The organism is Anatilimnocola aggregata (assembly GCF_007747655.1).
Classification (GTDB): domain Bacteria; phylum Planctomycetota; class Planctomycetia; order Pirellulales; family Pirellulaceae; genus Anatilimnocola; species Anatilimnocola aggregata.
Window position 1 is genome coordinate 4,876,751 of the sequence record NZ_CP036274.1, and the last position, 14,004, is coordinate 4,890,754.

General features: G+C 57.5%; 14 protein-coding genes. 3 read left to right on the top strand and 11 right to left on the bottom strand.

From position 1 onward, the window contains the following. Nucleotides 1-80: 80 nt before the first annotated feature. Together ETAA8_RS18120 and ETAA8_RS18125 are read right to left on the bottom strand one after the other, a co-directional pair. The gene (locus ETAA8_RS18120) at nucleotides 81-2,864 is read right to left on the bottom strand and encodes an MGH1-like glycoside hydrolase domain-containing protein (RefSeq protein ID WP_145091345.1); all 2,784 of its coding nucleotides are present in this window, start codon (nucleotides 2,862-2,864) and stop codon (nucleotides 81-83) included. A 90-nt stretch (nucleotides 2,865-2,954) separates the two neighbouring features. Beyond that, nucleotides 2,955-3,191, bottom strand: a complete 237-nt coding sequence (locus tag ETAA8_RS18125; protein WP_145091348.1) for a hypothetical protein — start codon at nucleotides 3,189-3,191, stop codon at nucleotides 2,955-2,957. Between the two features lie 100 nt (nucleotides 3,192-3,291). Between ETAA8_RS18125 and bshB1 the strand changes: the two genes are divergently transcribed. Together bshB1 and ETAA8_RS18135 are read left to right on the top strand one after the other, a co-directional pair. Further along, nucleotides 3,292-3,984 (top strand): bacillithiol biosynthesis deacetylase BshB1, encoded by a 693-nt coding sequence (gene bshB1 / locus ETAA8_RS18130; RefSeq protein WP_145091351.1) that lies wholly within the window; start codon nucleotides 3,292-3,294, stop codon nucleotides 3,982-3,984. A gap of 127 nt (nucleotides 3,985-4,111) precedes the next feature. Beyond that, nucleotides 4,112-4,975, top strand: coding sequence for an SHOCT domain-containing protein (locus ETAA8_RS18135; protein ID WP_145091354.1), 864 nt, complete (start codon nucleotides 4,112-4,114; stop codon nucleotides 4,973-4,975). Between the two features lie 410 nt (nucleotides 4,976-5,385). On the opposite strand, the gene ETAA8_RS18140 is transcribed toward ETAA8_RS18135, so the two are convergent. After that, entirely contained in the window at nucleotides 5,386-6,804 is a 1,419-nt protein-coding gene (locus tag ETAA8_RS18140) for a neutral/alkaline non-lysosomal ceramidase N-terminal domain-containing protein (protein WP_202921065.1), read from the bottom strand. Nucleotides 6,805-6,852: 48 nt separating this feature from the next. After that, complete coding sequence (locus ETAA8_RS18145; RefSeq protein WP_202921066.1) at nucleotides 6,853-7,857, bottom strand: Kelch repeat-containing protein; 1,005 nt, start codon at nucleotides 7,855-7,857, stop codon at nucleotides 6,853-6,855. Between the two features lie 313 nt (nucleotides 7,858-8,170). Between ETAA8_RS18145 and ETAA8_RS18150 the strand changes: the two genes are divergently transcribed. Beyond that, nucleotides 8,171-9,421, top strand: coding sequence for a hypothetical protein (locus ETAA8_RS18150; protein ID WP_145091361.1), 1,251 nt, complete (start codon nucleotides 8,171-8,173; stop codon nucleotides 9,419-9,421). Between the two features lie 263 nt (nucleotides 9,422-9,684). Here the strand turns inward: ETAA8_RS18150 and ETAA8_RS18155 are convergent, their stop codons facing one another. The 7 genes from ETAA8_RS18155 to ETAA8_RS18185 all read right to left on the bottom strand — a co-directional run bounded on the left by ETAA8_RS18155 (nucleotide 9,685) and on the right by ETAA8_RS18185 (nucleotide 13,996). Continuing rightward, nucleotides 9,685-10,107, bottom strand: a complete 423-nt coding sequence (locus tag ETAA8_RS18155) for a response regulator (protein WP_145091364.1) — start codon at nucleotides 10,105-10,107, stop codon at nucleotides 9,685-9,687. Between the two features lie 10 nt (nucleotides 10,108-10,117). Then, nucleotides 10,118-10,426, bottom strand: coding sequence for a P-loop NTPase family protein (locus ETAA8_RS18160; protein WP_145091367.1), 309 nt, complete (start codon nucleotides 10,424-10,426; stop codon nucleotides 10,118-10,120). A 188-nt stretch (nucleotides 10,427-10,614) separates the two neighbouring features. Beyond that, nucleotides 10,615-11,436: an IS21-like element helper ATPase IstB gene (gene istB, locus ETAA8_RS18165; RefSeq protein WP_145086466.1), complete on the bottom strand. Its 822-nt coding sequence runs from the start codon at nucleotides 11,434-11,436 to the stop codon at nucleotides 10,615-10,617. Further along, the gene (gene istA, locus ETAA8_RS18170; protein WP_145086469.1) at nucleotides 11,433-12,947 is read right to left on the bottom strand and encodes an IS21 family transposase; all 1,515 of its coding nucleotides are present in this window, start codon (nucleotides 12,945-12,947) and stop codon (nucleotides 11,433-11,435) included. The genes istB and istA overlap by 4 nt, the downstream gene beginning before the upstream one ends. A 193-nt stretch (nucleotides 12,948-13,140) precedes the next feature. Continuing rightward, entirely contained in the window at nucleotides 13,141-13,356 is a 216-nt protein-coding gene (locus tag ETAA8_RS18175) for a hypothetical protein (protein ID WP_145091370.1), read from the bottom strand. After that, the gene (locus ETAA8_RS18180; protein WP_145091373.1) at nucleotides 13,353-13,550 is read right to left on the bottom strand and encodes a DUF2997 domain-containing protein; all 198 of its coding nucleotides are present in this window, start codon (nucleotides 13,548-13,550) and stop codon (nucleotides 13,353-13,355) included. The genes ETAA8_RS18175 and ETAA8_RS18180 overlap by 4 nt, the downstream gene beginning before the upstream one ends. Next, the gene (locus ETAA8_RS18185; protein WP_315851572.1) at nucleotides 13,547-13,996 is read right to left on the bottom strand and encodes a DUF1257 domain-containing protein; all 450 of its coding nucleotides are present in this window, start codon (nucleotides 13,994-13,996) and stop codon (nucleotides 13,547-13,549) included. The genes ETAA8_RS18180 and ETAA8_RS18185 overlap by 4 nt, the downstream gene beginning before the upstream one ends. Between the last annotated feature and the right edge of the window lie 8 nt (nucleotides 13,997-14,004).

The window sequence follows — 14,004 nt, forward strand, 5'->3', positions numbered from 1 at the left end:
TAGAACGTTGTACAGACTTCGGCGATTGTGACTGAGGCAGCAGGGAAGGAACGCGAACTCAAAGTCCCTGCTGGTTCCCGTTAAGTGCGAACTTGCTCGACTGCATTTTCGTTTGGAAAACCACCTTCGCCTTTCGGCGTGGGAAACATCTCGGCAACTTCTCCCTTTCGCCCGGAGCGAAGATCGCGAAGAATTGTTGCCACAAGCGCCGTCCAGCCCGTTTGATGGCTGGCACCAACTCCGCGACCCGTGTCACCATGAAAATACTCGTAGAAGAGCGTTAAATCGCGCCAGTGTGGGTCGCTGGCGTATTGTTGATCATCGCCATGACACGGGCGACGGCCGGAATCGTCGGGCAAAAAGAGAGTTGCCAGGCGGCGGCTCAGCTCTTGCGATACTTGCAGCAGATTCATCTGCTGTCCCGACCCCGTGGGGCATTCCACCCGCACCTCGTCGCCATAGAAATGGTGGTACTGCTCCAGGGCCTCAATGACGAGGTAATTCACGGGAAACCAGATCGGGCCGCGCCAATTGGAGTTGCCGCCAAACATGCCGGAGCTTGATTCAGCCGGCGTGTAGTCAACACGGTGATCCTGACCGTCAGCGTGCAACACAAAGGGTTGGTCGCGATGGATTCTCGACAACGAACGAATGCCATGGGGCGAGAGGAATTCGCTCTCATCCAAGAGATAGCGCAGCGTTCGTTCGAGACGCTCCCGCGATGGAATTGCCAGCAGACGGTGACCAGCGGCCTGACCGGGACGCTTTTCGTTTTCAGTCTTAAGATGCGAGCGATCGCAGTAAGCGATGTGTCGCCCCAATTCGGGTTGGTACTTAAGAAACCACTCCATCCGCTTCCGAAAGCCTGGTAGAAGATCGATGTCGGCCTGCTCCAGCACCTCCACGGCGAACAGCGGAATAATCCCGACAATTGAGCGAATTCGCAGTGGCACGACACTGTCGTCAACCTTCAACTGGTCGTAGTAAAAGCCATCGCCTTCGTGCCACAGTCCCATGCCACCGAAGGTGTTCATCGCATCCGCGATATGCACAAAGTGCTCGAAGAACTTCGAGGCGATGTCTTCATAGGTGTCGTCGTGCTTGGCAAGTTCCAGCGCCATCGCGAGCATCGTGGCCGCGTAAAACGCCATCCACGCGGTGCCGTCTGCTTGTTCGAGCGATCCGCCGCCAGGAAGCGGCTTGGAGCGGTCGAAGACGCCGATGTTATCGAGCCCCAAGAAGCCGCCTGAGAATAGGTGATTGCCCGCGACATCCTTGCGATTGACCCACCAGGTGAAGTTCAACAGCAACTTGGTGAAGACCCGTTTGAGAAAGGCCACATCCCGCTTGCCGCGTGGCGCGGTCATTTTATAGACCCGCCAACAAGCCCAGGCGTGAACCGGCGGATTGACGTCGGACAGCGCCCACTCGTAGGCCGGCATTTGCCCGTTGGGGTGGAGATACCACTCGCGCAAAAAGAGCTCGAGCTGAGCCTTGGCAAACTCGGGATCGATAGTTGCCATCGGAATCATGTGGAACGCAAGATCCCAGGCCGCATACCAAGGATACTCCCACTTGTCTGGCATCGAGATAACGTCTCGATTGAACAGGTGGGGCCAATCGTGATTGCGACCGCCGTGACGACTCGCCGGCGGCGGTGGTTGATCCGGATCGCCAACGAGCCAATCCTTTACCACGTAGTGGTAAAACTGCTTGCTCCACAACAGCCCCGCATATGCCTGACGAGAGACGTTCGCCGCTGCCTCGCCACCAGTAGCGGGAGCAAGGTCAGCGTAGAACGAATCGGCCTCGGCGATGCGCGCCGCGAAGATCTCATCGAAGTTAGCAAAGGGTGTGCTTGTCGTCTCGTCAACAGAAGTAAGTCGAAGTTGTAAGACGGTCTGCGAACCCGCTGGTATGTTCAGTTTGAAAATCGCCGCGGCCTTGGTACCAACCTGATGCGGATTCACTGCTCCGGCTTTACCGTGAACGACCGCGTCATGAACAGCGTCCTTCACGTAACGATTATCATCGTCAAAGCCGAAGACCCGCTCGGAATTGGTCTCGTTGTCTGTGAACATCACTTCAGGTGAACTGCCATCAGCTGCACGGTCGATGTCCAAACGAAAATCGCCGAGCGTAACGTGCCGAGCGAGGATTGCGTCGCCGGCAGTTTCCATCCGCGGCTTGACTTCACAGCCCTCATGAGTACAGCCCCAAGTCCAGGTGTTGCGGAACCACAAAGTCGGGATCAAGTGAATAGTCGCTGGTTCCGGCCCGCGATTGGCAACCGTGAGGCGAATCAAGATGTCGTCGGGCGAGGCTTTGGCGTACTCGGCAAAGACGTCGAAATAGCGATTCTCGTCAAACACTCCGGTATCGACGAGTTCGAACTCTAGATCAGTTTTGCCGCGTCGCTGATTTTCTGCTACGAGATGATCGTAGGGAAACTCACTCTTAGGATACTTGTAGAGCGCCTTCATGTAAGAGTGAGTGGGCGTCGAGTCGAGATAGTAATAGCACTCCTTCACGTCTTCGCCATGATTACCTTCAGGGCCAGTCAGGCCGAAGAGCCGTTCCTTAAGAATGGGATCGTGGCCGTTCCACAGTGCGACCGCAAAGCAGAGTCGACACTGGCGATCGCAAATGCCCATTAAGCCGTCTTCGCCCCAGCGGTAGGCGCGACTGCGAGCCTGCTCGTGTGGGAAGAACGTCCAGGCGTCGCCATTGGGTGAGTAGTCCTCGCGGACCGTTCCCCACTGGCGCTCAGCGAGATAGGGCCCCCAGCGCTGCCAGTTCCTATCGCGATTGGCAGTTTCTCTCAGACGGTGGGATTCTGAATTGTCGGTTTGCTGGTTGGCCATGATCTAACGATTGCTTCCTTTTACGGCTGTTCGTAGTTCCATGTTAGTTTGCCGTCGATGAAGTACGTTGCCCTGGTGAAGTATTTCGAGTCAGCGGATGCCAGACACGCTGGCAGGCCAGCGACGTCCTCCGGCTTGGCGAGCCGGCCCAAATGATATCTGTCCGGTCAAGGCATCAAGCGGTGCTAGATGGTGGAGCAGGTCATGATTGATTTTAGTAATGATTGCGCCGGGCGCGATCGCGTTGACTTCAATTCCCAGCGAACCCAGTCCCACGTTCAGGTCGCGTGTGAGCATGCGCACGCCCTCCAATAACTTGCGTTTCACCGCGGTTCATTGGTGTCCTGCCCAAAGGGAGTTCGTTTTCGCTATCTTAGTCATATCGCACAACTGAGTATCACCACACTTCCCCAGCCAGCACGCACAAATGAATCTCGATTACCTCGTCATCGCGCCCCATCCTGATGATGCCGAGTTGGGCATGGCTGGCGCGATCCTCAAGTTTAAAGCCGAAGGCAAGAAGGTCGGGATTCTTGACCTGACCAGCGGCGAACCGACTCCCCACGGCAGTCTGGAAATTCGAGCCCGCGAAACCCAAGCAGCGACGGAGATCCTCGGTATCGATTGGCGCGGAAATCTCGGGCTGCCCAACCGCAGCCTCGAACCCACACTCGAAGCGCGTGCGAAATTGGCTGGCGTCATTCGAGAACTGCGACCGAAGTGGTTGTTTGCTCCTTACTGGGTCGATGCTCATCCAGATCATGTGGCCGCGACAGAACTGATCGAAGCCGCCCGTTTTTGGGCGAAGCTATCGAAGACCGACATGCCCGGCCAACCGTGGCACCCGCAGCGAATTTACAATTACTACTGCGTACATCTGAAGCAAGCTCCCCAGCCCGCCTTCATTCTCGATATCAGCGAGTTCTGGGAAAAGAAACTAGCTGCGATTCGCTGCTACGAAAGTCAGTTCGTCACGGGGCGAGCTACCGAACCGCCAACGTTCATCGACAATCTGCGCGACGAGGCAGCCTACTGGGGCAAAGCCATCGGAACCAAGTTCGGCGAGCCCTTTGCTTGTCGCGAACCTCTCGGCATTCGCAGTCTGGAAAATCTGGTTTAGACAAGCCTCGCGGTTGCCCAGCCTGGGTTCCTTGTGGCAATTGTCACTTCGCTCTATCGTAAAAGGGTCGGAAGAAACTCTTGTTGAGAGCCGACAGTCAGAACGCAATCTCAGAGGAGTTTTCATCGTGCAACGTCTCACCGATCAAGGATGGCAGAAAATCAACGAGCTTTCGCAGCGCTACGGGGTCAGCACAGACGCCGTCATGAGCATGCTGCAGTCGGTCGTGAACGGCGGCGGCACGATGGCCCAGTTCTATATTCAAGAACTGGGGGGCGGCGGACAGTGGATGCAGGGTGGCATGACCATGGTCGGGGACATGTTCAACTACGGCCTGAAGTCGAAAGTTGACAATCTGTGCACGGAACTGTCTCAACTGTTGGCTCAGCAACCTTTTGTGCCAACTCCTCCAGTGAGCAATCAGTCGCAGTGGCAGGGTGGCGGGCAACAGCAGAGTGGTTCGGGCAGCGGCTTCAGTCTGTTTGTTCCCGGCCAAGGAGGTTACTCAGGCAATTGGTGGCCTGCTGAGTTGGGTAGTCCCAACGGGAGCGGCGGCCAGAACAATGTGCGGTATGCCTATTTCTCAAACTCGCGCCGGCTCGCGGTCGACATCAACGGGCAAGTCACCGTTTATGACACGCTCGATAACAACATTGGCGGCGTCTCTCAGCAACAAAGCGGCGATGGTTCACTCACGTTCACCAGTCAGTACGGCACGATCAACGTCTCGAGCTTGCCCGTGATCTCGGTGAATGGTGTGCCCCCCACTTCGCAGTCCTCCAACTCGTCGTATTCCCCTCCGCCGGCACCGCAGTACACGCCGCCAACTTCCATCTCGAATCAATCGGCCTCAAATCAATCAACCGGATCGAGTTACCAGGAAGCGGATATCTTCGGCAAGATCGAGCGCCTGGCCGACCTGAATGCCAAGGGAATCCTTTCGAACGAAGAATTCGCAGCCAAGAAATCGGAACTCTTGTCGCGGCTTTGATCGTTCGTTGCCGGGAGCCATTGCCGGGAACTCGTGACTTCGCACTCAGTGCCGGCTATTGCCGGGGGGTTTATCAACACCCCCCTTTTGCGTGCAGCACATTCAAGTCATTCAGCGGCAACGAATTGCGCTCTTTTTCTAATTCCAAAAACATCCTCTTTGTTGATAAACCCCGTTGCTGAATCTCGTTGTTGAACTTCTGGGGCTCGTCTCGCTGCGATTGGTGCTTGCCAACAAAACCAAAAAAATGGGCCCTCCAAGCGGCGCGAACCGCTCCCGCCCCGCAAGTACGCATCTTCCACCAGGTTGCCAATCAGCCGCTTTTATCTCTAAGTAGTGACCACTTGTCAAGCAGGTGCTGCCGATATTTTTCGGTCGGCTCCAACGGGAGAATCGGCAATCACTCGTCCTTACGGCCGAACTTGCTTCACCAGCTTGCGTACCGAGGCCACGATCCGGTCTTCGACATCTCCGGCCCAGCGAAAAGCGGGGCGTCCGTATTCATACAGATTCGCGCCGCCTTCGTAGCCCCCTTCTTCCCAAACGCGGCGAGACGGAATGTAGGAAATCATGTCGTCGGTATAACCGCAGACCCAAGTCCCGGGGCCAAACTCCCGCTTAAAACGGAGGGCATAGTCGACAACGGTTTCTGCTCCCTGCCCAATCACGAGCATTTCGCTACCGAGTTGCCAGGCATGAATTGGGTAAGGATAGGTCGTCGCAAACTTCTCGCCACCATCTAGCTTCTGCAGCATTCTGGCCGCCCAACGGGCGCGGATGGCATTGCCATCTTGGAGCAGCGGATGCAAATCCTCGCGTGAGACGGCCTTTAGATACGGCAAGTCAATCAGCTCGAAGGCCGTGCGCAGCTTGGGCGAAACGGACTTAAGCGGCAACTTCAATGCCTCTTCGACTCCCACTGCTAACAGGTGACCATACTTCTGGCACAGTTCGACGCTGCGGCGGGGCAGAGGATTCTGATCGCCTCCACAAGTATTCACGAACATCGCCGTCGCACCCGGATGATTCGCTTCGATTTCGAGCTGAGCAAAGCCTGGATAGTCTCCGCACCATTTCAGAAAGTTCAAAGTCGTCGGATGGCAAGCATAGCCAAAGAGGATTGCCTCGATGTGGCCGCTGGCGCCCGTCACGGTCATCACGGGCACGCTGTGATCGACCGGACCTACGAGCGGTGTGCCTTGGGCAATGAGGGCCGGCACTTCTGCTTCGCGGTTGTTCCGCCTGTTCACGGCAAAAGTGGCCCGCCCCTCTCCAGTCTGCAGCTTGGCGGGTTTCAGCTTGCCCAGCGCCTCGCCCACCAGGGCGACGACATTTTTCACCATCAGCGAGGTGTATTCATTGACTAGTTCGACTTGCTCAGGTTCGACCGGGTAATAGTCCACCAAATCGTCGCCGAGTCGCGGGCCGCAGTGATTGTGCGAGAACGTGAACATCACCTGTTCGCGATCCAAGCCGAACTCCTTCTTGATTTGCTCAAAAGCCCGATCACTCATTCCTTTGGGCACGCCCTGAAAATCGCTGGTGATGAGTACCGCGCGATGACCACGAGCATCTTCAAGCGCGAGGGCTTTCATCCACAGGTCGTGCAACTTGCCAGCGGGCACTCGCTTCGTTCCATAGCCGGCAAGCCAGACGGCCTTTTCCGGCGTGATGACAGATTTTGCGACTCCAGCCTTCCAAGTTGTTTCCTCGACTCCTTCGGCTAGGGCCATCGCCGGCAGCCCGCCGGAGGTTGAGATTGCTGATGCCACAGCCGTGGCGCTGAGTACTTGATTGAGAAAGCCGCGGCGCGAGTTGGGCGAAATCATTTTGAACTCCTGGTAGGTCGCAGCAGCGGCGATGGGCAGCGATCAGCGCTACTCTCCCGACCAATTGCGGGGCAATTCGAGTGACCAGACCTCACTACTCAGCGGCTGGGCATGACCACCAGCAACCCACAGCTTGTCTTGAAACACATAGGCGCTATGTTCGTGCCGTTCCTTCCACTTGGCCTCGGTCTTCAGTTCTTTCCAGACTTGGCCATCGCGCGAATACCAGGCGTCGCCCCAGTTCTTACTGGGATTGTTCGACCAACCACCCAGCACCCACATGTGATCGCGATAGACGGCGGTCGAAAACCAAAGCCGCGGCGACCACTCGGCTGCCTCGGTAACTTTTGTCCATTTGATTCCATCCTCGGAAGACCACACGTCGTTCGTAGCGTGATACTTGGGAACGTAATTGCCACCGCCGAAGACATACATCTTGTTCCCCAGTACCACAGCCTGGTGATAGGCCCGCGGTGACCAGCCCGCATCGGCTGTCGCCTGCTTCCAGTCCTTGCCATTCGTCGAATACCAGACGTCGTTCTTCAAGCTCTTGTCATCGCCAAAGTAGTAATTCTCCGTGCCGCCGAGAATCCACATCTTCCCTTGAAACACGACGGAAGCAGCCGCAATTCGCGGAGTCCACCCCGCAGCTTCTGTCGCTTGTTCCCACTGGATGCCGTCGGCCGAAGACCAGACTTGACTGCTGGCCGAATGGCCAGGCAAGCGTCCATTGTGCCAGCCACCCATGAACCACATGCGATCGCCGAACACCAGCGTCATCGGCAGGTCGCTATGTTTCCATGGTGCATCTTTCGCGACGAGCTTCCAGTTTTTGCCGTCGGTCGAACTCCACACATCCCGCGGCGGCTCGGCGAACGAATTGAACCAGCCACCGAGCAGCCACAACTGATCTTTGAAAACAACTTCGCCCTGAGAATCACGAGGTTGCCAGCCCGCGCGATCGGTGACCTTGACCCAAGACAGTGGTTCAGCGCCGCTGACTGACGACGTATAGGCCAGCAAACAAACAATCGGCAGAAACGTTCGCGCCATCTCAGCAGCCCTCGGTACCATGAGTATTGCCACGCGTGAACATATCCGCCGGCAATTCACGTCGCTAGCTCGTGGTCTCGAATCATTGTGTGCCAGGGGAATGGTAGACGCAGGCGAGAACGCGTTGGTAACATAGCGAGTTACTCGCACCGGCTTCCTGCGCCAATCGTCTCGCCCGGGCCGCCCTCTCCCGACGTTGTTAACTCCCTGCTGGCTCGAGCTGAACGTCTGTTGCAGTTGCGGAGGGGATACGTTCGCGGCGACAAGCAGCATTTACTCTACGGCGATCATCACCCTCATTAAGGTCTCTGCCATGCGGCTCTGGTTGTTAGCAGTTGTTGGCCTGAGTCTCTCCTGGCTCGCAGAGTTGCGGGCTGCAGAGAAGGGGCATCAGAAGCAAGTTGCGGTCCAAGCCGCGACGCGCATCGACTGGGTCTTCGCGGTGGCCAATCAAAGTCCCGCGACTCCGCCCGCCGACTGGTTGCCAAAGTATGACTCTACGCAGCAGAAGTACGAGCTGTTCGTTCCGCAGAAGTTCGACTCGGCGAAGCCCGCGCCGCTGATTCTGTTCATCTCGCCAAGCAAGCAACCAACCGGACTCGCGCAGTGGCGAGCCGTTTGCGAAGCGCATGGTGCAATTTTCGCCAGCCCCTACAACGCGGGCAACGAGTGTGATACCCGCGAGCGCGTGCGGATTGTCCTCGATGTGCTCGACGATGTCCGCCGTCGCTACAAGATCGATCCCGACCGCACTTACCTGGGTGGCTTCTCCGGGGGCGGCCGCATTGCCTGTGCCATTGCTTTCTCGCTGCCCGAGTATTTCGGTGGCGTGATTCCCGTGTGTGCGGCCGGCGAACTGCGCGATGAATCGTGGCTGCGGCAACGCGTGCAAGCGCGACTGAGCGTGGCACATCTCACTGGCGAGACCGACTTCAATCGAGGTGAGATCGAGCGGTTTCGGGCCCCCCTGCTGGCCGATGTCGGCGTGCGGAGCAAAACTTGGATGGTCGATGGCCTCGGGCACAGCATCCCCGGTGCGAAACATCTGGACGCAGCCTATCGCTGGCTCGACGAAGGGTTGCCAGCCCGCCAGAAGTTCGCCCAAGACTTTCCCGCCAGTCGCGCCAACAGCGAGTCGGCATTCGGTCGCGCAGAGCTTGCCCAAGCGCTCGCCAAGGAAGCTAAGCAACGAATGACAGACCCGCGCACGACTTACTCAGGTCTAATGCAGTACAAGGGCATCCTCGATCGTTGGCCCGATTTGCCGACAGCCCAAGCTGCCAAGACGATCCTGCTCGACGCGGAGCAAGCAAACCCCAAGACTTGGGAAGCCGACGATATCGCTGAACAGCGATTGTTCCTGATATCGCGGGCGCGACGACTATCCGCTTACGCGCTTGGTCCACTCTCGCCGCAATACGTTGGGCAAAGAAAGCAGATGGCCGAGTCTGCTCTGCAACTTTGGAACCTGATCGTGGCGGACGGTCAGGACGCCCAGGCAATTGCCGAGGCCAAGGCCACAATTCCCAAGCTGCAGGAGCTTCCGGCAACCACCAAGCCGTAACAAGCTCGCGACTTTATTCATTCCGTGTCGGTTCTAAACCAACATCAATAAAAACGTCCGACCATTCGAAGGTGTGGTCACCCCTCTGAGAGAAACGCATGTCCCGCTTCTCTGATACCCCCAACAAATACGATCAAACCGGAAGAGCCCGAACTTGGTGGCAACCTGACACGCGATTGAAAATAGCCGTCGGCACGGTACCCTCGATTACGATTCGAGGCGATGCCCGTTCACTGAATCAGTCGCTAGCAACTACGCAATACTCAATTCCTGAGTGCCGCAAAGCGAGACTGAAACGCCTGTGCTCGAGTGAGCACGTTGCGCACGCTTTGGCTGAGTATTCGACTATCCAAGGCTTGCTTTGCGAGATAGTCGTCCGCTCCGGCCGTAATCAGCAGGGCAGCAATTTCGTTCGTCGCCGTGCCAGAGACCGCGATAATGGGCACGAGTGAATCATACTGACGGATGCGGCTGAGGCAGTTCACTCCATTCCCTTGCGTGAGATTAAAGTCCAGGATCACCAATTCAAAGCTCCCTGCGATAAAGAGCCGTATCGCCTCGTCTTCGGAAGCAGCTCGGGCGGTCTCGAATCGATAATCGTGCATCGTCGCCAATTGACGAGCAATCCAGGCTTGTTGGATGCGATCGTCTTCTACGTGCAACAAGCGAATAACATTCAGAGTCATGTTTCGTCCTTTAGGTAAATGACAAGGCGCGGCCTAACCGATCCAAGAGTGATGTGTTCTTACTGGCTGGCTGAATGGTCGGCTCTAGTTTCACAATGAGGGCATCGATGTCGGCCAAAACCGCACTATCGCGAGATGACAACGACAAAGCCTTGCCGCAGTTCATCGAGTTGCTCACGGTTGGGTCGTTGGCCAACGTATGAAGCTCGCACCCTGGCAGCAACTCGCGAATTCGATCGACGTGAATGCCGCCATTGTTGTGCTTGTAACGATTGATGACGACGATCGGACGACGCTGTCCTAATGTTGCACACACCATTTGTGCGCCACGCAGAGACGCAACCGTTTGGTCTGTGTAAACGACGGTCGAATAGTGCAGCGCGCGGCGGTTGAAAAGTGTGGCGCTGAGGTGGGGAAGGGTCTCAGTCTAAATCAGGGTGTTGGGGCATTCCAGTAAGAATCCTTCCTCCTCCGGAGGAGGAAGGATTGCGACGGTTGTAACGACGGCTAGGATTCTGCCGTTTCATCGGCGGGTGACAAGGATGAGGTCGCCGGTTTCGGGCGCGATCCTTTGCGGCGGCGCCGCGCGTCTTGCAAGCGATAACTTTCGCCGGTCGATTCGAGGATGTGGCAGCGGTGTGTCAGCCGATCGAGCACGGCGCCGGTCAGGCGCTCGCTGCCCAGGACTTCGGTCCATTGCTCGAACGGCAGATTGGTGGTCACGATCAACGATTGGCGTTCGTAAGCGCTACTGATGACCTCGAAGAGCAACTCCGCGCCCAGCTTACTGGCGGGGACGTAACCCAGCTCATCGAGGATCAGCAGATCGAACTTGGCTAGTGACGACTTCATCCGCAGCAGCGTCCGTTCTTCTCGGGCTTCCATAAGTTGCGTGATCAGTTCCGTCACGCGGCAGAAGCGGACCCGTTTGCCCCGCTGACAGGCGGCAATGCCAAGCGCGATGGCCAGGTGCGTCTTCCCCGTGCCCGGATGCCCGAGAAAGATCACCGACTCGCGGCGTTCCACGAACTCGCACCGCAGTAGTTCTGCCACCAGCACGCGATTGAGCGAGGGCTGGGCGGCGAAGTCGAAATCACCAGGCGATTTCAGGTTGGGAAAGCGCGCTGACTTGAGCCGCCGCTCGCTGGCACGCTTCTCACGGTTGAGTAACTCCAGCTCACACAGTTGCAGCAGAAAGCCCAGATGATCGACGTTCTCCGTCGCACACCGCTGGGCCGTTTTCTCGCAGCCCTCCAGGAACGACGGCAACCGTAGGGCCTTCAAGTGATGCTTGAGCAGCACCGTGCTTTTGGTTTCGAGAGATTTCATAACACACCTCCCGTCGTCAGCGCGCAGGTCAGTTCACGGTAAGACAGGAGATTGGGAGGAGGGATCGAGTGCGACTGCAGATGCGGATGATTGTCCAGCCGAAACCACCGCGTCGGCTCTTCCAGTCCCTGCTGCACGAGCAGCCGAATCGCATCGACGGCCAGAACGTCGATCTCCAGTGCCCGCTCAATCGCCGCAGTTAATGCAGCCAGCGAGATAGTCTCCAGCAGCCGCAAGGTTTTGATGAACTCCCGGCGGCCGTGTGCGCCGCCATCTGCTTCCAGACGCCGCCGGAGGAGATCGAAACAGTCCGGCAAGCCCCAGTTTTCCAGGGGTTTCGCGAAGTCCAAGCCCCCTGGCTTCCGCTCCAAGAGTGCCAGGTAATGCAGCGGGTTGTAATGGACCTGCTCCTTCGACCAGTCGCGTGGATGCTGGGCAACCAACTTGTCGTTAACGACCAGCCGAACTTCCTCCAGGCCGCCAATTGCGGTCACTTTCTGATGAGCATACTGCGTCGGCACCGAGTAATCGTTGCCGTCGAAGCGAACCAAGGAAAGAGAGTTGGCCTGGGCCGGTTCGACTCGCCGCGCTTCAAAGCCCGACTTCGGCAGCGGCAACAACGCAGCCTGCTCCTCTGCCAACAACGTGGCTTTGTTCGCCGGTTGTCCGCGTAACTGGCGTTCCAGATCTTCACAGCACTGCCGCTCGAGTTCGGCATTCAGCACTTCCAGGCTGCCGGTCCGTGGTACCGGCACCAGGAAGTTCCGCCGCGCGAAACCGATGAGGTTCTCCGTATGCCCCTTCTCCATCGGCCGTCGCACCAGGCAGAAGTGATGCTCAAACAGATAATGACTCTGCAGCCGTAGGAACTCACGCGTCGGCGTGTCACCCCGTTTCCCCACGAACCGGGCCACAGCAATCCGGCTGTTGTCGTAGCTGATCCGGCGGGGCACGCCGCCGAAGAACTCAAAGGCCCGCTGATGGCCCGCTTGAAACGTCTCGGTGCATTCGCGAGGAAAGACCTGCACGAAGAACGCGTCGCTGTACGGCAACGACATGACGCAGTACGCGACTTTCGTCGGCATGCCTTGCAGCACCACCTCCGCTTCGCCGAAGTCGAACTGGGCTTCGCCCGGTTGATGCGACAAGGGTAAGAACACCTCCGCCGTGGTCGTTCGCCACTCCCGCACGACCTCGCCGACCACCGTGATCCCGCCGGTGTAGCCATGCTCGGCACGCAGGCGGTCGAAGATCCGTTTAGTGGTGTGGCGCTGCTTGCGGGGCGCCGTTTTGTCCTGCTCCAGGATCTCGTGGATGATCGGCAGGAACGGATCGAGTTTGGGCCGCTCCCGGGGCAGACGTTGTCGATAACCGGGCGGCTCAGGGTGCTGCAGGATCTTTTCGAGGGTCTGCCAGTGAAGGGAAAATTCCCTGCAAACCGCTCGTTTGGATTTCTTCTCGGTCAGGACAAGACGACGGATTTCGGTCCAGTTATGCATATCTCGCAGCATGGGCTACGCTCGCGGATCGTAAGGCTTGAGACGCTGGGAAGCCTCAAATCTGCCTTACGGATTCTCACGAGCAGGGCTAGCGCTGCACTTTTCGACCGACCATCGGCTCCGCCGCGCGCTGCACTATTCGACCGTCGTTTACATTCTTCGGCTGCCCTAACTTTCCCCGGTGCCGTGAAACTATTGCGATGAGTTAGCTGCTACACAGGGCCGCTTCGAGTCGCGTGATCGACTGGTGCAGAGCAGTGACGGTGTTGGTCGCCCGCTTAAGCCGCGTCATCCAGCGTTTGAGCGACGTCTTCGCTTTGGCGAGCTTCTCACGTTGCCGGGCCAGACGAGTAGCAATGGCCGGATCAACAACATGTTCAGGGGCAATGGGACGTAGCACGCGTCGTCGAACAGAACTCATGCTCGGCCCTCCGTGGCTTGCTGATGCGTGATTGGCTGCGAGAAGAACTCGGCAGTCAGCTGCTCAGATTGTTTCAGACCAAGAGCCTTCTCCAACGCTTCAGACGCAGCTTTACATCCGGTGCCGGCGAAACCTTTGGTTTGCACAGTCACTTTACCGTCAGGGGCGACGATAACTTCAATTGTCTTGCTCAAGCGGCACCTCCGCTGACGTGGATTGTGAGCTTGATTTCGCCGCTGGCCAGAAATTGCTCGGAAACCGTGTAGCCCTTCTTTCTGGCTTCGATCTTTGCCTTTTCTACGGCATACATCTGAAGCAGGGCGTCCAACTTGCTTTGTTCACCCCAGCGGCCGACGTAATTATCGAAGGCAACCTGCCCAGTAGAGAGGTCGCACACGACCGGGTAAGTCCAGCCCGGCAACTTGATGCCGAGGCCAGCAGCAGAGCTCGTGAACAGCTTATGTTGGCCGTTCACTGGTGGGGCGAGGCCGAGACGCTTACACGCGGCGTTGACCGCAGCAGCGTCCCGAACTTCTGACTTGATTTGAACGATGTGGCTAATTGCGAGATCTCCTTGATGCGGAAGAAGTGGCCAGAGATAGACGCGGCCATCAGGAGATTGTGACGCAGAAACGGCCACTATTCAGA